At 62.4% G+C, this 19,819-nt stretch carries 17 protein-coding genes; 14 read left to right on the plus strand and 3 right to left on the minus strand.

Going from position 1 to position 19,819, the window contains the following annotated elements:
- Positions 1–23 precede the first annotated feature (23 nt).
- The 4 genes from BV071_RS02810 to BV071_RS02825 all read left to right on the plus strand — a co-directional run bounded on the left by BV071_RS02810 (position 24) and on the right by BV071_RS02825 (position 4,970).
- Positions 24–1,040 carry an aldo/keto reductase gene (locus tag BV071_RS02810; protein ID WP_035601652.1) on the plus strand — a complete coding sequence of 339 codons (1,017 nt, stop codon included), beginning with the start codon at positions 24–26 and terminating at the stop codon, positions 1,038–1,040.
- 309 nt (positions 1,041–1,349) lie between these two features.
- Positions 1,350–3,068: a right-handed parallel beta-helix repeat-containing protein gene (locus tag BV071_RS02815; RefSeq protein ID WP_035601654.1), complete on the plus strand. Its 1,719-nt coding sequence runs from the start codon at positions 1,350–1,352 to the stop codon at positions 3,066–3,068.
- Between the two features lie 129 nt (positions 3,069–3,197).
- Positions 3,198–4,397: a KamA family radical SAM protein gene (locus tag BV071_RS02820; protein ID WP_052572799.1), complete on the plus strand. Its 1,200-nt coding sequence runs from the start codon at positions 3,198–3,200 to the stop codon at positions 4,395–4,397.
- 63 nt (positions 4,398–4,460) lie between these two features.
- Positions 4,461–4,970: a hypothetical protein gene (locus BV071_RS02825; protein WP_035601656.1), complete on the plus strand. Its 510-nt coding sequence runs from the start codon at positions 4,461–4,463 to the stop codon at positions 4,968–4,970.
- Positions 4,971–5,008: 38 nt separating this feature from the next.
- Here BV071_RS02825 and BV071_RS02830 read toward each other — a convergent pair whose 3' ends face one another.
- Positions 5,009–5,461 (minus strand): SLBB domain-containing protein, encoded by a 453-nt coding sequence (locus BV071_RS02830; RefSeq protein ID WP_035601658.1) that lies wholly within the window; start codon positions 5,459–5,461, stop codon positions 5,009–5,011.
- A 218-nt stretch (positions 5,462–5,679) separates the two neighbouring features.
- On the opposite strand from BV071_RS02830, the gene BV071_RS02835 reads away from it, so the two are divergent.
- The 10 genes from BV071_RS02835 (at position 5,680) to BV071_RS02880 (ending at position 16,948) form a co-directional block, all read left to right on the plus strand.
- Positions 5,680–6,663: a MoxR family ATPase gene (locus BV071_RS02835; protein WP_035601661.1), complete on the plus strand. Its 984-nt coding sequence runs from the start codon at positions 5,680–5,682 to the stop codon at positions 6,661–6,663.
- 37 nt (positions 6,664–6,700) lie between these two features.
- Entirely contained in the window at positions 6,701–7,600 is a 900-nt protein-coding gene (locus BV071_RS02840; protein WP_035601664.1) for a DUF58 domain-containing protein, read from the plus strand.
- A 3-nt stretch (positions 7,601–7,603) separates the two neighbouring features.
- Entirely contained in the window at positions 7,604–8,146 is a 543-nt protein-coding gene (locus BV071_RS02845) for a hypothetical protein (RefSeq protein ID WP_035601666.1), read from the plus strand.
- The gene (locus BV071_RS02850) at positions 8,143–9,144 is read left to right on the plus strand and encodes a VWA domain-containing protein (RefSeq protein ID WP_052572800.1); all 1,002 of its coding nucleotides are present in this window, start codon (positions 8,143–8,145) and stop codon (positions 9,142–9,144) included. Before BV071_RS02845 ends, BV071_RS02850 begins: the two co-directional genes overlap by 4 nt.
- Entirely contained in the window at positions 9,141–11,216 is a 2,076-nt protein-coding gene (locus BV071_RS02855; protein WP_035601668.1) for a VWA domain-containing protein, read from the plus strand. The genes BV071_RS02850 and BV071_RS02855 overlap by 4 nt, the downstream gene beginning before the upstream one ends.
- Before the next feature lie 16 nt (positions 11,217–11,232).
- Positions 11,233–13,707, plus strand: a complete 2,475-nt coding sequence (locus BV071_RS02860) for a BatD family protein (protein ID WP_265593992.1) — start codon at positions 11,233–11,235, stop codon at positions 13,705–13,707.
- A gap of 43 nt (positions 13,708–13,750) precedes the next feature.
- Positions 13,751–14,398 carry a peptidylprolyl isomerase gene (locus tag BV071_RS02865; protein WP_035601674.1) on the plus strand — a complete coding sequence of 216 codons (648 nt, stop codon included), beginning with the start codon at positions 13,751–13,753 and terminating at the stop codon, positions 14,396–14,398.
- Positions 14,399–14,507: 109 nt separating this feature from the next.
- Positions 14,508–15,248 (plus strand): glycerol-3-phosphate 1-O-acyltransferase PlsY, encoded by a 741-nt coding sequence (gene plsY, locus BV071_RS02870; RefSeq protein WP_035601676.1) that lies wholly within the window; start codon positions 14,508–14,510, stop codon positions 15,246–15,248.
- A 26-nt stretch (positions 15,249–15,274) separates the two neighbouring features.
- Positions 15,275–16,285 (plus strand): NAD(P)H-dependent glycerol-3-phosphate dehydrogenase, encoded by a 1,011-nt coding sequence (locus BV071_RS02875; RefSeq protein WP_035601678.1) that lies wholly within the window; start codon positions 15,275–15,277, stop codon positions 16,283–16,285.
- A gap of 3 nt (positions 16,286–16,288) precedes the next feature.
- On the plus strand, positions 16,289–16,948 hold the full coding sequence (locus BV071_RS02880; protein ID WP_035601681.1) for a DedA family protein: 660 nt from the start codon (positions 16,289–16,291) through the stop codon (positions 16,946–16,948).
- Positions 16,949–16,956: 8 nt separating this feature from the next.
- Here BV071_RS02880 and BV071_RS32405 read toward each other — a convergent pair whose 3' ends face one another.
- Both BV071_RS32405 and BV071_RS32410 read right to left on the minus strand, forming a co-directional pair.
- Complete coding sequence (locus BV071_RS32405) at positions 16,957–18,501, minus strand: hypothetical protein (protein ID WP_052572801.1); 1,545 nt, start codon at positions 18,499–18,501, stop codon at positions 16,957–16,959.
- A gap of 68 nt (positions 18,502–18,569) precedes the next feature.
- Positions 18,570–19,451, minus strand: a complete 882-nt coding sequence (locus tag BV071_RS32410; RefSeq protein WP_265593993.1) for a rhomboid family intramembrane serine protease — start codon at positions 19,449–19,451, stop codon at positions 18,570–18,572.
- Positions 19,452–19,819 lie beyond the last annotated feature (368 nt).

Genomic DNA, 19,819 nt, shown 5'->3' on the forward strand with positions numbered 1-19,819 from the left:
CCATTCCCTACTCCGAACTTCCCATGTATTCCGCCGATCCTTCCCGCTACGATGGCCGCATGCCCTACCGGCGCTGCGGCGAGTCCGGACTCAAGCTGCCTGAAATCTCGCTCGGCTGCTGGCACAACTTCGGCCACGTGGATGACCAGAACGAAGCCCGCGCAATCCTGCGCCGCGCCTTCGACCGCGGAGTGACCCACTTCGACCTGGCGAACAACTACGGCCCGCCACCGGGCAGCGCAGAGGAGAACGTCGGCCGCATCCTTGCCGAGGACTTCGCCGCCCACAGAGATGAGCTGCTGATCTCCTCGAAGGCCGGCCACGACATGTGGCAGGGACCCTATGGCGAATGGGGCTCGCGCAAGCACGTGCTGGCTTCGCTCGACCAGTCGCTCAAGCGCCTGCGGGTGGACTACGTGGACATCTTCTACTCCCACCGCCCGGACCCGAAGACGAACATGGAGGAGACCATGTCCGCACTGGCCACTGCCGTGCAATCCGGCCGCGCCCTCTACGTCGGCATCTCGAAGTATCCGCTTAAGATGCTCAAGAAGGCGGTCAAGATCCTGAAGGAAATGGGCGTGAACTGCCTGATCTACCAGCCGCCCTACTCGATCCTGAACCGCTGGCCGGAAGCCGAAGGCATCCACGAGTGGCTCGATGACAAGGGCATCGGCTCGATCGTTTTCAGCCCGCTTGCGCAGGGCATGCTGACCGGCAAATACGTCAACGGCATCCCCGAGGGCTCACGCGCCGCCCGGGCCGAGGGCTTCCTCCAGACCGCCCAGGTGGACGCCCAGATCGAGAAGATCCGCGCCCTCCACCAGATCGCCGGCGAGCACGGCATGAGCCTCCAGCACCTCGCCCTGCGCTGGGTGCTCAGCCAGCAAGGCGTCACCTCCGCCCTCGTGGGGGCCCGTACCGTGGCCCAGCTCGATGATTCTCTGGCCGCCATCGAAGCGCCGACGCTCGACCCCGAGACTCTGGACTTGATCGATTCGATCGCCCCGGCTGTTAGAAGGGACAACGCGGAAGGATGATATCCGGAGTGTTTCTAACATTCCTCGCGACAAGGGGCTGCCAGCATGGCGGCCCCTTGCTTTTTGCAACCACACCGGAGCTGGACATCTGCGCAATCCCGAACTCTTGTTGATCTTGTATCCCTGCTGACTGCTCATGTCGCAATCGCCTGCGGCCGGAGTTTTCCGGAAGAGTGACTTTCCCCCTGTTCAAGCACCATTCCAGTTTTTCGATCCATGATGCGCGGCCTTCTTCTCTTCTCGCTTGTCCCCTGCTTGGCCCTCGGGCAGGGGGCGCTTACTCCTCCGCCGGGTGCGCCGTCTCCATCCATGAAGACACTGGATCAGGTGGAGCCTCGCATTCCCGTGAATGCCACAAACACCGCAGCCGATGCCTCCTCCGCATTCGTGATCAGCCAGCCCGGGTCCTACTATCTACCGGGAAACGTCACCGCCACCGGTAAGGCGAACGGCATCTCAATCCAAGCCACCGGGGTGACGCTGGATCTCTCAGGTTATAAGGTTTCCGGCGCTTCGAGTGCCGCGCTCAGTGTAGCCTCGGGCGCACAGGCAACGGTGCGAAATGGCTGGCTAGACGCCTCCGGGAGCAGTTCCGGGATTCGAGCCTTGGGCACCTTGGTAGCGGAAGACCTCCAGATCAATGGGTCGTCTGGCAATGCGGTCTATGCCGAGTCACCCGCAAGCTTGCGACGCTGCCAGGTTTTCCAAGCGGCCCTGGGAGTCAATCTCGCCGGCGGATCCTCGCTGATTGCGGATTGTGTGATCCGCGACATCACCCAGGGCCCCGCCGTCGTCTTCCGTGGCACGGGCTCTGACCTCCGGGACAGCACGATTTCCAACATCGACCTGACTGCGCCCTACACCCAAGGGGTCGATTTAGGCGGCAGCGCCCACCGGGTGGTCGGAAACCGGATAGGTCCTGTAGGGGGACGCGGGATTCTGATTACGGGCACCTCCCATGAAATCCGTGACAACCACATCGTGGTGGTGCCTTCCGGACCCGCCTTGGACGCAGATTCCCAGCGCGTGCTGTTCCGCAACAACACCTATGAAAACCCCGGTGGCTCCGGCGGCATCATCGGGGGCACGGATGGCGGCGGGAATGCCCCGCTGCTCAGCTCAACGACGAATACAACTCCTACCGCGGTGCTTACCGCACCCAACACAGTCGGCTATGCCCAGCCGGTGAATCTTTCTGGCATTCAATCCTCTGATGCAGAGGGCGATCGCTTGACCTACAACTGGAGCATCACGGAGCGTCCGGCAGCCGGAGCAAGCATCAGTGGCTCGGGAATCAGCGTGTCGATCCCGTCCACGCCAGCCGCGCCCCTCGCTCCGGGGCAGTATCGGATCCGGCTCACCGTCACGGATTCGCAAGGGCTCACCTCCGCACCCGCCGACTCTGTCGTGCAAGTGCTTCCCCAAGAGCTCCCCACCGCCGTGCTGGACCGGACGACCACGGCACCCGGCCCGAATGAAGTCTGTGTTTTGACCGGCGCACGTTCCTCCGCCACCGCTCCGGCTTCGATTGCCAGTTACAGCTTCACACTGACCTCGCGGCCCAACGGTTCCAGCCGTCCGCTCAACACACCGGTGCAGCAGAGCACTCCGATTTTCAATGGATTCACCCCTGATGTCGTCGGGACCTATCGCTGGCAGTTGGTGGTAAGAGACAGCAACGGAGGCGATTCGCTGGCTTCGCTGCTCGATATCGTGGTGCCGGCCAACGGTATTCCTACCGCGGTCTTGGACCAAAGCACTACAAGTCCGCGGGTGAACCAAGCCTGTATGCTAAGTGCCGCCCGGTCCTCCGATACGGCTCCCGGTTCGCTCGCCAGCTACACTTTCACGCTGCTGACGCGACCGGCCGGATCCACCCGGCCGCTCAATACCCCCGTGCAGCAGACAGGCAACACCTACAGTTTTACCCCGGATGTGGCGGGAAGCTACCAGTGGCGGCTGGTCGTGAGGGACAATGTTGGCAATGATTCGGCCGCGGCCATTCTCAACGTGCTGGTAACCAATTGATAGGTTCTCCCAAGGGATTCCCTCGCATGACGCGCTTTTCTGGAACAAAATCCGGATAAACGCACCGCGGCCCATGCGCAAACAGCCATTTGACAGGTCGCGGAAGCCCTCTAATTTCGCGGAACCCCGATGGGCCACCCACACGACCTAGACCCCGCCTTCCGCTCGCATGCACCAGGCTACTGGCCTGCGGAAGCAATGACCGAGTGGCACGACGCCACCTGGCAGCTCAAGAACCGCGTTTCCTCGCTGTCTGCCCTTGAAGCCCGCATCAACCTCACCGAAGAGGAGAGAGCGGGCGTTCTGCTCGCCGGCAACAAGCTGGCGATGTCGATCACGCCGCATTTCTTCAACCTGATCGATCCGGACGATCCGAACTGTCCGATCCGCCGCCAGGTTATCCCGCGGCTGGAGGAAGGCTGGGACGCGCCGGAGGAAATGGCCGATCCCTGCGGTGAGGACTCGCACATGCCGGTGCCGGGCCTCGTGCACCGCTACCCGGACCGCGTGCTATTCCTGGTCACGGATCGCTGCGCTTCCTACTGCCGCTACTGCACCCGCTCGCGGGTGGTGTCGGGCGTGGGCGAGCAGCATTTGGAGACTCACTGGGAAGCTGCCTTCAAGTATCTGGAGGAGCACACGGAAGTGCGCGACGTGCTGCTTTCTGGTGGCGATCCCCTGCTCTTCTCGGACTCCAAGTTGGAGAAAATCCTGAGCCGTTTGCACGCCATTCCGCACATCCAGTTCGTGCGGATCGGCTCGCGGATCCCGATTTTCCTGCCGCAACGGATCACGCCGGAGCTCTGCGCGATGCTGAAGAAGTATCACCCGCTTTTTATCTCGGTACACACCAACCATCCACGCGAACTCACGCTGGAGGTCCGGGACGCGCTTGGGCGCCTCGCCGATGCCGGGATCCCGCTCGGAAACCAGAGCGTGCTGCTGCGGGGCGTGAACGATTCCGTGGAGGTCCAGAAGGCACTCGTGCAAAAGCTGCTGATGTGCCGGGTGCGGCCTTACTACCTCTACCAGTGCGACCTGATCCGGGGTTCCTCGCACTTGCGGACCTCGGTCTCGAAGGGCCTCGAAATCATTGAAGGTCTGCGCGGTCACACCACTGGCTACGCCATCCCGCAATTCGTGATCGATGGCCCCGGCGGCGGCGGCAAGATCCCGCTCAACCCGAATTACGTCGTCCACCGCGACCACGAGAAGACAGTCCTGCGCAACTATGAGGGCGAGATCTTCGAGTACCCGGAGCCGACGCGGATTCCAGCGCTTGAGATCGAGCGTCTCAAGGACTGCGCGAGCACGGGCTGTGGACACTAACAAATCAGAGGATTCTCTGCCCCGGACTTGCTCCGGAGCAATCTTCATTCAGCTTGGCCGCACATGACTTGGAACGACCGCTTTCTCGAACTCTTCGACCGCTGCGTGAAACGCTATCAGTCGGGCGACAGGGATTTCACCGGCTACTACACGACGGCTGACTCCGCGTTGTTAAAGGAGATCGGCTACAAGCCGCGCGAGTTCTTCGACTTCGTGGAGGATTATTGCGAGGAAGGCACCCCCTCCCCCTCCACCGCCGTGCTCGTGGCTGCCGCACGCCGCGACTACTTCGAGGTCGTGATGCAGGGCAAGCCGGGTGAGAAAGAACTCAACCGGGATAACGTGCCGACCTTCGGCGATGAGCTGGCTGGCATGGCTTACCTGCCGCGCATCCTCGTCAAGGCCAAGGCCAAGCTCCGCGGCGAACTCGACCCCGACCTGATGTACGGCTGCGGCGGCGACCGTGCATTCCTCCAGCGGAACGGCGACCTTCACCTCGCCGACTTCCTGCGCCGCGTCTGGGCAGCCGAAGGTGACGACGCGAAGATCGTGGAGTGGATCAAGTCGCGCTGAGCAGCTCCCCACCCAACATAGGGCGACCACTTACGTCCCTACCAAATCCTCTGCGGAATCATCAACCGATCGCCCGCCTCAACCATCGTGGCTTTGCCCTCTGGCGTGTTCAGATCGACTCTCGTTAGCGCTCCGTTGCGATTAAGCGCGCATCCTCTAACTGCCCCGGACTCCGTGACACCGCCCGCCTTCCTCAGTGCCTCCTCCACGGTCATGCCTTTCATGACCGTGACACTCCCCGGCGCCTTCACTTCACCGGACACGTAAATGATGCCCAGAGGCTGCCGCTTGGCTCCCCGGTTCGCAGCCTTGGCCGGCTTTCCCGGGAATTCCTTTTTCAGGTCGGCCGGCGTTTGCTGATGCCCTTCGAGCGCTGCCGAAGAGGGTGAGGGTTTCTCCGTGCGTCCCTCGCTCTGCGCCTCTTGGACCGCCACAACTGCGGCGAGGCCCACGCATGCACTGGCTGTCAGCTTCAGCGCGAAGATCTTCATTGCAGCCGATGAAAGCAGGCAAACTTTGTAAAATAAAGTTGAAATGGCCGACTTTGGAAACCCTGCCGGTCTGGTACTGACGCAATTGGCTGCGAGCTTCGCCTGATTGCGGTGTTTTTCAGACATCCGGGGTGCCCCGCTGCGCTTTGCCCGGTGCCGCCGCAGATTCGCGCTTGGCGATAGTGCAGTGGATTGAGCAGGATTTCCAAAAGTTACCGATGACCACAGACGAATTGCAGGAACGGATCGCCGCGACGAGCGGGTGGATTGGCTCCGTGAAGGAGGAAATGGGCCGGGTCCTGGTCGGCCAGGAGTCGCTGGTGGACCGGCTGATCGTGGGCCTGCTCTGCAATGGCCACATCCTGCTGGAAGGTGTGCCCGGCTTGGCCAAGACCCTTGCGGTCAAGGCGCTCTCCGGATCGCTGGATGCCAGCTTCGCGCGCTTCCAGTTCACGCCAGACCTGCTGCCCGCCGACTTGCTCGGCACCATGGTCTACAACCCGCAGGAGGCGAAGTTCTCGCCAAAGCTGGGCCCAATTTTCAACAACCTGATCCTCGCGGACGAAATCAACCGCGCCCCGGCCAAGGTGCAGTCCGCCTTGCTGGAAGCGATGCAGGAAAAGCAGGTGACCCTCGCGGACACCACCTATCGTCTGCCCGAGCCCTTCCTGGTGCTGGCGACCCAGAACCCGATCGACCAAGAAGGCACCTACCAACTTCCCGAGGCGCAGCTCGACCGCTTCCTGCTCAAGGTGAGCGTCGGCTACCCGACCAAGGATGAAGAACTGATGGTGCTCGACCGGATGGCGACCTCCGCGCCGATCTATCGGACAAAGACCGTGTGCAGCCCGCAGCAGGTGGCCGAATCGCGCTCACACGTGAACCAAATCTACATCGATCCGGCAGTGCGGGAATACATCGTTGACCTGATCCGTGCGACCCGCTTCCCCGCCAAGATCGATGCAGGCCTGAAGCACCTGATCCGCTCCGGTGCCTCGCCACGCGGCACGATCAATCTTGCCCTCACCGCCCGTGCCCGTGCCTTCTCCGCCGGCCGCGCCTTCGTGACGCCGCAGGACGTGAAGGACATGGTCCACGACGTCCTCCGCCACCGTATCCTGCTCAGCTATGAAGCCGAGGCGGAGGAAGTGACCACGGACCAGATTCTGGACCGCGTGATGGCCAAGGTGCCGGTGCCCTGAAGACGAAGTCTTTTAGTCTTCCGTCTCTGCCTTTCCTATGACCGACGACGAGCACATCGAGGAGGTGATGAACCGTGTCCACAAGCTGGAGCTGAAGGCCCGGCGACTGGTGCGCGAGTCCTTCGCCGGCGAGTACCAGTCCTCGTTCCGGGGGCAGGGCTTGGATTTCGATGATTTCCGGGAATACCAGCACGGCGACGAGATCCGCTTCATCGACTGGAATGTGACGGCCCGGATGGGCTCGCCTTACATTCGCAAGTTCCGCGAAGAACGCGAATTGGCGGTGATTCTGGCCGTGGACATCTCCGGTTCCGCGGACTTCGGCAGTGTGCATTTCAGCAAGCGCGAGGCGGCGGCGGAAGCGGCCGCCATCCTCGGATTCAGTGCCGCGGGCAATGGCGACAAAGTCGGGCTGCTGCTCTTCGCGGGCGAACCTATTCTCTTCGTACCCGCCGCCAAAGGCACCCGCCACGTGCTGCGGATGATCCGCGAGATCCTGATGGCGAATCCGGCACCCGCCCAGCGCGGCACCTCGATCAGCCAAGCCTGCGACTTCCTGATCCGCACCCTGCGCCGCAAGGCCTTTGTGTTCATGATCTCGGACTTCTTTGACGATCCGATCGACAAGCCCTTGGGCAAGCTCGCGCGCAAGCATGAGACCATCGCCCTGCAAATCTCGGATCCTCTGGAGCTTTCGCTACCCAAAGCCGGCAAGGTCGTACTGACCGACCCCGAGACCGGTTGGGAAGTGATGGTGAACACCAACAACGCCAACCTCCGGATGGGCTACGAGAAGCTGATGCGGCGGCAGTCGGAAGGGGTCTCCGCAGTCTGCAAGAAGCACGGGATCGACCACGCGCAGCTTTTCACCGACCGCGACCGGCTTCGCGATCTCCACACCTTGCTCAAGAAACGCGCAAAGAAGCGCACCCGCTGACCCATGGCCGCCCCAACCGACGACGCCTTCGTATTGCGGGAACCCGTCCCGGCGGAGCCGCTGCTGCCCGATCCCGGCCTGCCCTTGTGGGCATGGGGCCTGATCGGCTTGGTGGCAGTGGGCCTGATCGTGGGGCTCATCCTCCTGCTGCGAAGGGGCAAGAAGCCAGCTGGCGTCAACATGCCCGCCCTGCGGGAGGCGGCCTACCGCAGAGCCCTGACGGAGCTGGAAGGCAAGCCGGGCGAGACCATCCAGGAAGCCGCGACCACAGTCTCGATCGCGCTACGGCGTTATCTGGCAACGGTTTCCGGCGATCCGGCACTTTTCGAAACTCACGAGGAATTTGTGGCCCGCCACGAGTCTCTTGCCTCTTACCCCGAGGATTTGCGCCAGAGCACGGCCGAAGGATTTTCACATTTGGCCCGTTTGAAGTATGGTCGCGAAGCAAGCGGCGATCCCGTGGCGCTATATACAGCGGCGCGTCAATTGCTGGAGCGCCTCCACCAGCACCGTCCCAGTCCCAGCTCTAGTTCCAGTCCCGCATGAGGGAATTCCTTGAACATTTCAAATTCGCGCAGCCGCAGTGGCTCCTGCTGCTGATCCCCTGCGTGCTTCTCTTTCTGCTGCGGCGGGGGCGCGGCGCGGAGGCGGCGCTGACTTTCTCCAGCCTCTCCGTGCTGGTGAGCCTGGGGGCCAAGGTCAGGCGTTCGGCCTTCTCGATTGGCATGCCTCTGGCGATTTTGGCCCTGATCCCGGCCATTTTCGCCATGGCGAGGCCCGTGTGGCGCAATGAGTACCACGCCAAGAATGCCAGCGGGATCGACATCGCGATCGCCTTCGACGTGTCGCTGTCGATGAGCATCGACGACTTTGTCACCCCCGATGGTCGCGCCCTGCAGCGGATTGATGCAGCCAAGAAGGTGGTCAACGACTTCATCGCGAGCCGCCCGGATGACCGGATCGGCATGGTGATTTACTCCGGCCGGCCCTATTCGGTCAGCCCGATTACCCTTGATCACGACTGGCTGTTGAGCAGCTTCAAGCAGGTCAACCTGAACATTCTCAAAGAGATGGGCACGGCGATCGGCTCCGCCATCGCGGCCGCCTCCAGCCGCCTGGACTCGCGGGACGCCAAGAGCAAGATCATCATCCTGTGCACCGACGGTGCGTCAAACTCCGGCAAGATCTCCCCGATCGAGGCCGCCGAGAATGCCAAGAAGCTGGGGATCAAAATCTACACGGTGGCGATCGGGACCGAAGAAGGCCGCGTCTCCAGCCAGATCCAGCGTTTCGCCCGCCAAGAGTTCGACCTGCCGACCCTCCAGAAGATCGCGGACGTCACCGGCGGACAGCACTACCACGCCAAGACCGCGGAGGAGCTGAAGAACTACTTCAACACGATCGACAAGCTTGAGAAGTCCGAGTCCGTGTCCCGCACGGTCATCGAGGACGTGGAATTGTTTTCTTGGTTCGTGGGCACCGCCGTGCTGGCCGCGCTGGTGGCAGCCTTTCTGCTCGCCATCAATCCCCCACCCGCGCCATGAGCTTTTCCCAACCCGGCTGGCTTGCCTTGCTGCTCCTGATCCCGTTTTTCACGGTGGGAGCAGTGCTGGTAGCGCGCCTGCGGCGCAAACAGTGGGCGGCCTTCGCGGCCCCGCGACTCCGGACCAAGCTGCTGCGCCGCGGCAGCCCCCTGCCCCGCTGGTTCGCCTTTGCCTTACTTATGCTGGCCACCGCTCTGCTCGCCTTCGGCTTGGCCCGGCCGCAGACCACCAAGGGCACGGCAGCGGAGACCACCCGCGGACGCAACGTCCTGCTGGCCTTGGACTTGTCGCGCAGCATGCTGGTCGCCGATCTCAAGCCTGACCGGCTGACCCAAGCCAAGACTCTTTGCTACGAGTTGATGGAGGCGCTGCCAAGCGACCGGATCGGCCTGATCGGCTTTGCCGGTGAACCCTACCTCTTCGCTCCGCTAACCGTGGACCACGCGGCCGTGCGGGAGACCATTGAGCAGCTCGACATCGACTACATCCCGGTGGGTGGCTCTGATTTGGAAGGCACTTTGGAACTTGCGATCAAGACCTTGAAGGCGACGGGCCAGAAGGAAAACGCCCTGATCCTTCTGACCGATGGCGACGAGACCACCGGGCGGATGAGCCGCTTGGCCGCCGAAGCGAAGAAGGCTGGCGTCTATATCTTCGCCATCGCGGTCGGCACCGAGCAGGGCGACTACGTGCCGAACAAGGAATACAACGACGGCAAGCACCGCGACCGGGCCGGCAACCTGGTGAAGAGCTCGATCAACACCGCTGCCCTGAAAAAACTCGCCGCCGAGACCGGCGGGCGCTTCGCCGTGGCGACCTCCGCCGCGAGTATTCCAGAGATGGTGAAGACGGCGATTTCCGACATGGAGCAATTCGAGATCGCCGGGCGTGATCGCGTCGTGCCGGTGGAGTATTACCAGTGGTTCCTGCTGCCGGCGATCCTGTGCCTGATTGCTTCGGTAATCGCAGGCACGCGCTGGCGTGGCTTGGGCCCTGCCAGTGCGGCGGGAGTTGCCGCCGTAATGTTGGCCTTCGCACCGCAGCCGGCACACGCCAGCAGCGAGGGCGACGCCCTCAAGGCGGTAAAGGAAGGACGGCATGCCGAGGCTGAGGATCTCTACGACAAGCTGGCCAACGAAGCGGAGAATAGTGACGAGGCTTTCCGCTACCGTTTGGCCCAAGGCAACGCCGCTTACAAGCAGGGCGAAACCGAAACCGCCCGCCATGCCTTCAGCGAGGCCTTGCGCTCCGAGGACCCGAAGGTCCGGGCGGCTGCCCATCACGGGCTGGGCACGATCCTCTTCGACAGCGGCTGGAAGCGGCTCTCCAACAACGCCGCTTACCCGAACTACAAGGCACCAGAAGAGGAGAAGTCCACCAGCCGCTCAACCAATCCCTTCCGCCAGATCGCGGACGCCCTGCTGGGCCTGATGCGCAAGAAGGATGAGGCAGAGAAGAAGGACCCAATGGCGAAGTTCGACGGGATGGTGCGGCAAGCGCTGATGGACTGGCTGATGGAACCGATCCCCGACAACGGTGACACCGCCGGCTTCGGCCGCTTCAACAACGTGCTCACCGATTGGATGGATGCCATCAAGCACTTCGATTCCGCGCTCCACTACGATTCATCGCTGGAGGCCGCCCGCCACAACCGGGCGCTCGCGGTGAAGCACCTGAAGCGCCTGCGCGAAATCCTGGAAGAGGTGCAGGAGAACGCCCAACAGATCCAGCCAGCGCCCGGTGAAGGCGAAGGCCAGGGCGACCAGCAGCCCGGTGAAGGCGGCAAAGGCGATCAGGAAGGCGATGGCGAGGGCGGCCAGCAAAAAGGCAAGGGCAAGGACCAAGACGGCGAAGGCGCCAATGGCAACAAGGATCAACAGGGGGAAGGCGGCGACAACCCCGGCGACAAGAAGAATGGCGATGGCGACAAGGAGAAGGGCGGCAGGAAGCCCCGCGATGGTGAGTCACCGGAAGACACCGCCCGCCGGATCCTCAAGGAGAACGCAGATTTCGAAAAGGGGGCCCTAGGCCCCAACCGTATCGAATACCGCCAGCCGGACAAAGACTGGTAATCATTTTCCAATGACCGTGAACCGATTGCTTTCATTCCTGTTGGCCTTCGCCGCCCTGGTGGCTGCGAAGACCGCGAGCGCTGCGCCTTTGGTCGAGGCCAGCATCAGCAGCCGCTTCCTCGTCACCGGCGAGCAGGCGGTCCTCGAGATTGTCTACCCGGGCGATGACATGCCGAACGAGGCGCTCGACATGAGAATCCCTGACGTGCCGAAGCTCACCATCAAGGCTACCCCACAGCAGGGAGGTCTCGAGTGGCAGCAACGACTGGGCATGGGGCGCCGCTGGCAGTACATCTGCAGTCTCACCGTCTTCAGCTACACCCCGGGCGAATACACCATTCCTGCGTTGGAGATCATGATCGACGGCGAGATTCGCCGGACCGCACCGATCGAGCTACAGGTCATCAACGAGGACGACTTGAAGTGGTCGAAGACCACGGTGGACCGTCAGGAAATCCGCTATGCCGCGGCCTTCCACGCCTTGAAGGGAAATCCCTACGTCGGGGAGAAGCAGCCGGTGGAGCTCAAGGTCTACTTTCCGATCGAGCAAGATGTGGAGGACTGGGGAATCCCCGACTTCGAACGCGATGGCCTGTCCGCCTGGCGCTTCCAACCCCAGCAGCCGAATCTCCGGGGTATGGGAATCGGCATGGGATCGAGCAGCCGCAGGGCCAGCCTGCTGGGGCGCGGCTTCCACGCCATCAGCTACCCGAGCACCATGTCCACCAATCGGGTGGGAGAGTCGACGCTGGGGCCGGCCTCGGTGAAGATCCAAGCCAAGATTCCTTCGGTGGATCGCTTCAGCGCGGTCTTCCACCAGCCGGTGACGCTCAACATCCCGGCGATCAAGCTGAACTCCAAGCCGCTGCCGCCGGGGGCACCGGATGGTTTCGACAATGCCATCGGACAGTTCGAACTCCAGGTCGGCGCGGTCCACACGGAGATCCGCGAGGGCGATCCGTTGATGGTCGATATGGCGATCAGCGGCTCTGGAAACCTTGATGCCTTGCAGCCGCCGAAGCCGATCGATGCCGATGGTTGGAAGCTTTTCGAAACTTCCGCCGTGGAGCGTGGCGAAGAGCGGCGCGAGATGTACGGCCAGGTGAATTTCCGGCAGCTCATGCGGCCGCTGCGGATGCAGACATCCATCCCGTCCTTCCGCTTCGTCTATTTTGATCCGGTAAAGAGCAGCTATGAGATCCTACTCTCTGATGCGATTCCGCTCTCGATGCTGCCTTCGACCGCAGCGCCACTCGCCGGAGCCGCCGTGCCCCAAGCTTTGCCGATGCCGCTAGAGGAAATGACTGATATTCTGGGGATCGTCCAAGGACCCGTGACGCTCTTGACGAAGCGGGTGTCGCTGCCGCAGTGGCTGTGGCAAGTGATCCCTGCCCTGATCGTGGCCGGGCTGCTGGCACGGATTGCCAGACTGAAGCTCGGGCCGCGGATGCAGAAGGATCCCGACCAACTCGCCCGCGAGAAGGAGTGGCGGGACGTCGAGCGCGCTCCGGAACAAGCCGGCCCATTCTACCGCAGCGTCGGCCATTTCATCGAACGCTGGCTGGGCGGGGAAAGCGACCCGATGATCGCCGAAACGCTCGCGAAGCGCGACGAGGTCTGCTTCCGCCAAGATGCAGCCGAGACGAAGCTGGATCGCTCCGAGCGCCAGCGCGTGCTCAAGCAACTGCGGAGGATCGCCCTGCCACTGGTGATCGGCTTCATCGCCCTATCCACACAGTTCGGCTTCAGCCAAACGGCCGACGCGCCGAAGCTTTACGAGGAAGGCCGCTATGGCGATGCCGCGAAGGCGTGGCTCGACAGTGGCGACTACGAGCAACTGCCGCCGGACACCCTCTATAACATCGGCAACGCGGCTTACCGCTTGGGATCGCCGGGCGAGGCGGCGCTCTACTATCGCCGGACCCTGCTGCGCGATGGCTCGCACGCTGAAGCACGGCAAAACCTGCGCTTCCTGGAGCGCAAGTTCGGTTCGATCACCATCCAGCGCCCGGACTACCAGCACCAACTGGCGCGTCTGCCTCTCGACACTTGGAAGGGCTTCATCTGGGCCGGAGCTTGGATGATCATTGTGGGGCTTCTGATCTTCCCGGCGACCCGGCCTGGTGCGGGAATCCGCACGGTTTCCATCGCCGCTTTCGTCACCGCACCGCTACTGGCAGCGGCTGGGATCGTGGCTTGGCACTACTACCCTGATGACGCCCGCTTTGCCCCGGCGAAGGAACAGGTAGTGGTGGTAGCCGATAGCGCCGCCGTGCGGACGGACGCTGCCCGCGGAGCTCCGAAGGTCATCGACGCCCCAGCGGGGTCACTCTGCAAGCTGATCACCAAAAGCGGTGACTGGGCCTACGTGGCCTTTACCAACGAAAGCCGCGGCTGGCTGCCGCTCCGCGAGATCGAGCCGCTGATCCCGGACACCAAGCCGGCCCCACCCAAAGTCAGGCCGATCCAGAAGCTGGAAAACAACGCCTGACACCGCGATCGCATTCCCTTTTTCCAACCCACCTAACCAAGACATGAAACGCCGTTTGATCCTCTCCCTCGCCCTCGCCCTGAGCGCGCCCTTCGCCTTCGCCCAGGAGGAGAAGAAGGAAGCCGAACCCGCGAAGCCCGCCGCCGCCGCCGAGCGCGTGAAGCTGACCACCAGCAAAGGTGACATCGTCATCGAATTGAATCGCGCCAAAGCCCCGATCACCGTGGAAAACTTCCTCACTTACGTGAACAAGAAGCACTACGATGGCACCGTCTTCCACCGCGTGATGGACGGCTTCATGATCCAAGGCGGTGGATTCGCCCTGAAGGACGGCAAGATCGAGGAAAAGGAGACCGGCAAGGGTATCAAGAATGAAGCCTCCAACGGCCTGAAGAACGACCGTGGCACCATCGCGATGGCGCGCACGGGTGACCCGAACTCGGCCACAGCCCAGTTTTTCATCAACGTGGTGGACAATGCCGGCCTCAACGCCCCCAGCCCCGATGGCCATGGCTACGCAGTCTTCGGCAAGGTGGTGGAAGGCATGGACGTGGTCGACAAGATCAAGGCCAGCCCGACCGGAACCAAGCCGCTGACCATGCGTGGCGCCGGCGGCCAGACCATGGAAGCGCCCCAACCAAACGTCCCGACCGAGGATGTGGTGATCAAGAGCGCCGAGGTGGTGAAGTAAGCGAAAACCGGATTTTCCCCAAAGCGCGGTCCCGGAGGGGACCGCGCTTTTTCTTTGTCCCGCCTCTGGGGGTGACATCGGCAGGGTTTTCCCCTACTCAAGCGCGCACATGCAGCTCTGGCTCTGCCCGCTTCTCGCTTTCCTGCTCGGATCGATTCCCTTCGGGCTCTTCATCGCCCGGATGAAGGGCATCGACATCCGGCAACATGGTTCCGGCAATATCGGCGCCACCAACGTGCTGCGGGTGGTCGGCAAGAAGCACGGGATCGTGTGTCTGATCCTGGATGCGCTGAAGGGCTGTATTCCCACCTTGCTGGCGATTGCCCTGATCCGCTACGAGGGCCAGCGCACCGGCACTGCGATTCCCGCGCTATTGGATCATGCTTATGTTTTCGGTGCCGCCGACCAATGGAAGGCGCAGAGCTTCCAGGTGCTGACCGGGCTACTTTCGATTCTGGGCCACAATTACTCGCCATGGGTCGGCTTCAAGGGCGGCAAAGGGATTGCCACCTCCGCTGGCGTATTGCTGGCGCTGTTCCCTTTCTTCGGGGTCTTGTTGCTCGTCGTGATCTGGTTCATCCTGTTCAAGACGACACGCTACGTCTCGGTCGCCAGCATCGGTGCTGCGGCGGCGCTACCACTCATCACGCATTTGGGCACCCGCTTTCATCACGTGAACAACGACAAGTCGCTGCCGACCTTGTGGGAGGCGGGCACTTGGAACAAACCACTGTTCGTCTTCTCGGTAGTGATCGGCGGGCTGGCGATCTGGAAGCACCGGACGAATATCAAGCGATTGTTAGACGGGACAGAGAGCCGTTTTGAGCCGAAGAAGAAAGCCACGCCCTGAAGTCCCCTTCCCGCCTGTTTTCCACGATGCCTGACCGCACCTTTTCTTCCGCCGCCATCCTTGGCACCGGCTCCTTTGGCACTGCGCTCGCACGCCTGCTGGCGTCAAAGCTGGAGAGAGTCGAAATGATCGGACGGGATGCGGCAGTGGCGGAAAGCATCAACGCGACGCGTCACAATCCGCGCTACCTTGCGGGAGTCGAGCTGCCGGAGAACATCACGGCATCCATCTCGCTCACAAACGCGGCCGCCCATCCGCTGGTGCTGTTCTGCGTGCCCACCGCGGCGACCCGGGAGACGGCGAAGCATCTGGCCGAAGCCGGATTGCCGGAATCCGCGGTGCTCTTGTCCTGTGCCAAGGGCATCGAGCGCAATACCGGCGAGCGGATGAGCGAGATCCTGCACGAGCAGCTCCCCCAGCAACCGCTGGCGGTGCTCTCCGGACCGAACCATGCGGAGGAGATCGCCTCCGGCTTGGCCACCTGCGCGGTGATCGGCACCAAGGACGAGGATCTTGCCCGGCGCTTGCAGGAGCTCTTCACCGCGCCGCACTTCCGCAGCTACACCAGCGATGATGTGGCCGGAATCGAGTACGGCGGCGCCATCAAGAACGTCTATGCGATCGCTGCGGGGATCGCCGCCGGCCTGGGCCTCGGCGACAATGCGATTGCCGCGCTGGTGACCCGGGCACTGGCCGAAATGGCCCGTCTGGGCACCTGCCTCGGTGGCCGGATCGAGACCTTCGCGGGCCTCTCCGGAGTCGGCGACCTGATCGCAACCTGCTTCTCCAAGCATTCGCGGAACAACCGCGTGGGCTTGGCGCTTGGCCAAGGGAAGACCTTGGAGGAAGCAACCTCTTCGCTGGGCATGGTCGCGGAAGGCGTACCGAATACGCTCTCGATCCACGAAACCGCCCAGCGCGCGGGTGTCCGCACGCCGATCATCGATGCGGTGCATGCCATTCTCTACCGCGACATGCCAGCCGCGCGCGCGCTGCACGAACTGCTCAACCGCGACCCCCGACCGGAAAACGACTGAACGATGAAGGAAGCCATCGATTTCATCCTGCACATCCAGGAGCACCTCCAGGAGTTCACCCGCGCTCACGGGAACTTCATCTATGGGCTGCTGTTCCTGATCATCTTCTGCGAGACCGGCTTGGTGGTGACGCCCTTCCTGCCGGGAGACTCACTGCTCTTCGCCGTGGGTGCGCTCGCTGCGGATTCCGCCTCCGGCCTGAATGTCTGGATCGCGGGTGCCGTGATGCTGCTGGCCGCCATCCTCGGCGACACGGTGAACTACTGGATTGGCCGCAAGTTCGGCGCTTGGACGATGCGAACTTTCCCGAGGATCGTGAAGCCGCAGCACATCGCGAAGACGAATGAGTTCTTCGTCCGCTATGGTGGCAAGACCATCATTCTCGCGCGCTTCGTGCCGATCGTGCGGACTTTCGCGCCCTTCGTCGCCGGTTCCGGTGAGATGGACTACAAGCGCTTCATGTCCTTCAACGTAATCGGCGCGATCCTCTGGGTGGCGCTGATCCTGCCAGCCGGTTGGTTCTTCGGCGGCATTCCGGTGGTGAAGAAGAACTTCGAGCTGGTGGTGATCGGAATCATCGCCTTCTCGCTGCTGCCGATCGTGTGGGAATTCGCGCGTGCGAGGATGAGAGCCAAGCAAGCGGCAACGACTGAAGCCGAGTAAGACTACTCTCAGTCTCCCACCAGCACTCGGTAGAACTGGCGGCCTTCCGGAAGGTCCATGGCCCCGCTGTGGGTGACCTGAACGACGGCGTTGCTCGCGGGACTCTGGTCCCAGATCGTTTGCCAAGTAAGCATGTCGCCTGAGCGCTGGACCCGGCAGCGCTGCCCCGCCACGCCGGGGAATTGAACGATCTGATCCTGTCCCGAACGGGTCAAATTGATCGGCACCGTGACGTCCACTACCACGGCATCGTAGGCCGGAGTGTGAACCTCATCCGCCGCGGACAGCATGAGAACATAGCGACCCGGAATGCTGAAGGTAGCACTGGTTGCTGGCAGCGAGGCATTGCCGAAGCTAACGGTTCCTGGCCCGGAATACTTCGTCCACAGGCTTGTTAGAGGAGCAGTTCCAGTGACCGCACCATTCAGGGAGGCGCTGCCGCCTGCTTGGATGCCGAGATCAGGACCCGCATTGGCGGAGGGAGCTCCCGCGGAGCGCGGACCGCCGACCGCCCCCGTGGTCTGGATCACCTCGAAGCTGGAGATGGCGACACTGCGCAGGTGGTCGAAGCACCCGTCGGGATAGCGGTCGTCGGGTGTGATCGAGATGGAGAAGAAATTGCCGTTGTCCGCCACGAAGGCGCCGTATTTCTTCAGGCCCAGGGCTACCGCCTTCTCTTGGACGGTCCAGTCCGCCGGAATGTTGAAGCCAGCCTTGAGGCGCAAACGCTGGCCCATCGCCGGGACGTCGGGATCCGTGGTATTGTCCACCGAAGCATAGTGGGTCGCCGGGTAGATATACTCCTTGCGGCTCTTCTTCACCACTACACGCATGGCATGCTCAACCATGCCGCGCTGTACTTCATCGTAACGGACGAGTGCAGGAAACATCGGCAGACCGGCGGCGTCGCCTGAGGTCCAGCCTGCAGGACGCAGGTTGTTGTTGTTGAGCGAAAACTTGGCACCATTGGCCGCCTGCCAATTTACATCCACCCGACGTGTCGACCAAGTCTCCCAGAGATTGCCCGTCCCCGGCATGACCATGATTGTGTGACGATCACCGGGCTGAGTGGAGACCTGCCATTGTTCGAGAGTCAGCGAATTGGTGCCCGTAGGCCAGGTCTCGACCGGCAGATTCGTGGGGATGGGATAGTTGCCGAAGGGCGAGGCCCCGCCATCAAGGTCCGATTGCGTGGGGTAAGTGGTAAACTTTATCGGCTGGGTCGGCTGGTTGTCGGGGACAAGTGCGTAGTTCATTTCCTCGAAGAGGAAGAGGAAGCCGCGGTTGGCATTCACCCCGGTGACCAGGTCCGAGGTGATGCGTGCAATCATCGCATCGCTATTCGACAACAGCGGCCGACTGGAGATGTCCTCATTCCAAGCGCTGTCACGCGGCATGATCTGCATCGCGGACACCACCGCATCGGCCTGCGGAGTATTGAACAGGATTGGTGTAGTGACCGTCGGCTGGCTGCCGAGAATGCGGCCCTCGTGATTGATCCGCTCGGCGGAACAAACAGCGGTCAAAGCGAAGGACAGCAGAATTCCGCGCACCTTGACATTCTGCCACGATGAAACGTTCGCGGCAATACGGGAAAGGCGCTGTTCGGATAAACAGAGCCTTAGGAATCCATCTGCCGTGGCGAACGCGGCAACCCCGCGAGCGCCTGCTCCGGTCTCGCGAATGGTAGATCCTTACGCCGAGCCAGGCTGCCAAGCAGGACACCGAAGGACCAGCCGGCGAAGTGCCCAGCGACATCGGTCTGCTCGCCACCCACACCATACATACCCAGCATCGTGAGTCCCACAATGAGCGGTGCGAGCAATGACCTGAGCTCGCGGAGCGAGTGGGCCTTCCACGAATACGCCAGGGCTGAACCGATAAGGAGCCCCAAGGCACCAAAGGTGGCCGTCGAAGCCCCGAGGGAATTGAAGTCAGCGGGATAATGGCTCCACGCGTTGACGGCATTTCCCAAGCTGCCGCTGACAAGAATCAGGAGCCAAGCTCGCCACAGCCCGAGAGTCTGAGCCGCCATCACACAGAAGATACCTCCGATGCCGACATTGCTGAGCAAGTGCCCGGCATCCGCATGGAGGAAGAGCGCGGTAAAGGGACGCCACCACTCGCCGCCCTCAACCAGCGCCCGGCTGGAGTTGCAGAAGCGATCCGTAAAAGCGGCGTCCCGCCCCTGGAGCATGTACACCGCAGTGAGCGCGATGACCCACAGTAGCATCAGTTCGATTCCGGCCGGGAAGAGCGGGGGCTCGACCCGCTCGCGGCGCTCCGCTTGCTCGGTAGCGTACAGCGAGAATTCGCGACGCAAGGCTGGTGCCGTCTCCGGCTTGGCCCATACGGCGAAACCATCGGCGAACGGGAAGATCCAGCATTCGTGGTTGGTCGCCAGCCCTACCAAGGCGTGCTCGTCCGCCTCGCTAAATGAGGGCCATTCGCCCACCACCACCAAGGCGGGGTCTTCGGATTCATCGGGGGCTGGGACCTCCATTCCCCCGATGATGGACCAGAAAGGGGCAGAGTGCAAACGGACTCGCCGGGGAGAGGCCATGCAATGTCCCACGCCCGGCATTGCAGATTGCTGATCGGGAGCAGCAAGTCGCTCGGGGCACAGGATTGGGCGATTCCCACATTTCGTTGGAATTCAATCGCTTTCACCTCTCCCAAGTCGAGGGGGCACAAGGACTGCATATTGGACTCAGGACCGAAGCCCGGCTCCGGCCGGGATCTCAAAAAAGGCAGGCTCGCCTCGGTCTAACAAGCCGCCCCCTTTCTCCCCAACAAGCCCAAAGGCCGCCCCGTCAGGCCAATGGTGAGGAGAACTGTTGCCTCAACCCGACCACCTAACGCCATCTAACA

It is taken from the genome of Haloferula sp. BvORR071, assembly GCF_000739615.1.
In the GTDB taxonomy this organism is placed as follows: domain Bacteria; phylum Verrucomicrobiota; class Verrucomicrobiia; order Verrucomicrobiales; family Akkermansiaceae; genus Haloferula.

Coding starts and splice junctions, on each gene's coding strand:
- BV071_RS02835 (WP_035601661.1), top strand. CDS start 5,680: ATGACCACAGACGAATTGCAGGAACGGATCGCCGCGACGAGCGGGTGG.
- BV071_RS02825 (WP_035601656.1), top strand. CDS start 4,461: ATGACTTGGAACGACCGCTTTCTCGAACTCTTCGACCGCTGCGTGAAA.
- BV071_RS02865 (WP_035601674.1), top strand. CDS start 13,751: ATGAAACGCCGTTTGATCCTCTCCCTCGCCCTCGCCCTGAGCGCGCCC.
- BV071_RS02810 (WP_035601652.1), top strand. CDS start 24: ATGTATTCCGCCGATCCTTCCCGCTACGATGGCCGCATGCCCTACCGG.
- BV071_RS02830 (WP_035601658.1), bottom strand. CDS start 5,461: ATGAAGATCTTCGCGCTGAAGCTGACAGCCAGTGCATGCGTGGGCCTC.
- BV071_RS02820 (WP_052572799.1), top strand. CDS start 3,198: ATGGGCCACCCACACGACCTAGACCCCGCCTTCCGCTCGCATGCACCA.
- BV071_RS02850 (WP_052572800.1), top strand. CDS start 8,143: ATGAGGGAATTCCTTGAACATTTCAAATTCGCGCAGCCGCAGTGGCTC.
- BV071_RS32410 (WP_265593993.1), bottom strand. CDS start 19,451: ATGGAGGTCCCAGCCCCCGATGAATCCGAAGACCCCGCCTTGGTGGTG.
- BV071_RS02880 (WP_035601681.1), top strand. CDS start 16,289: ATGAAGGAAGCCATCGATTTCATCCTGCACATCCAGGAGCACCTCCAG.
- BV071_RS02855 (WP_035601668.1), top strand. CDS start 9,141: ATGAGCTTTTCCCAACCCGGCTGGCTTGCCTTGCTGCTCCTGATCCCG.
- BV071_RS02840 (WP_035601664.1), top strand. CDS start 6,701: ATGACCGACGACGAGCACATCGAGGAGGTGATGAACCGTGTCCACAAG.
- plsY (WP_035601676.1), top strand. CDS start 14,508: ATGCAGCTCTGGCTCTGCCCGCTTCTCGCTTTCCTGCTCGGATCGATT.
- BV071_RS02845 (WP_035601666.1), top strand. CDS start 7,604: ATGGCCGCCCCAACCGACGACGCCTTCGTATTGCGGGAACCCGTCCCG.
- BV071_RS02875 (WP_035601678.1), top strand. CDS start 15,275: ATGCCTGACCGCACCTTTTCTTCCGCCGCCATCCTTGGCACCGGCTCC.
- BV071_RS02815 (WP_035601654.1), top strand. CDS start 1,350: ATGAAGACACTGGATCAGGTGGAGCCTCGCATTCCCGTGAATGCCACA.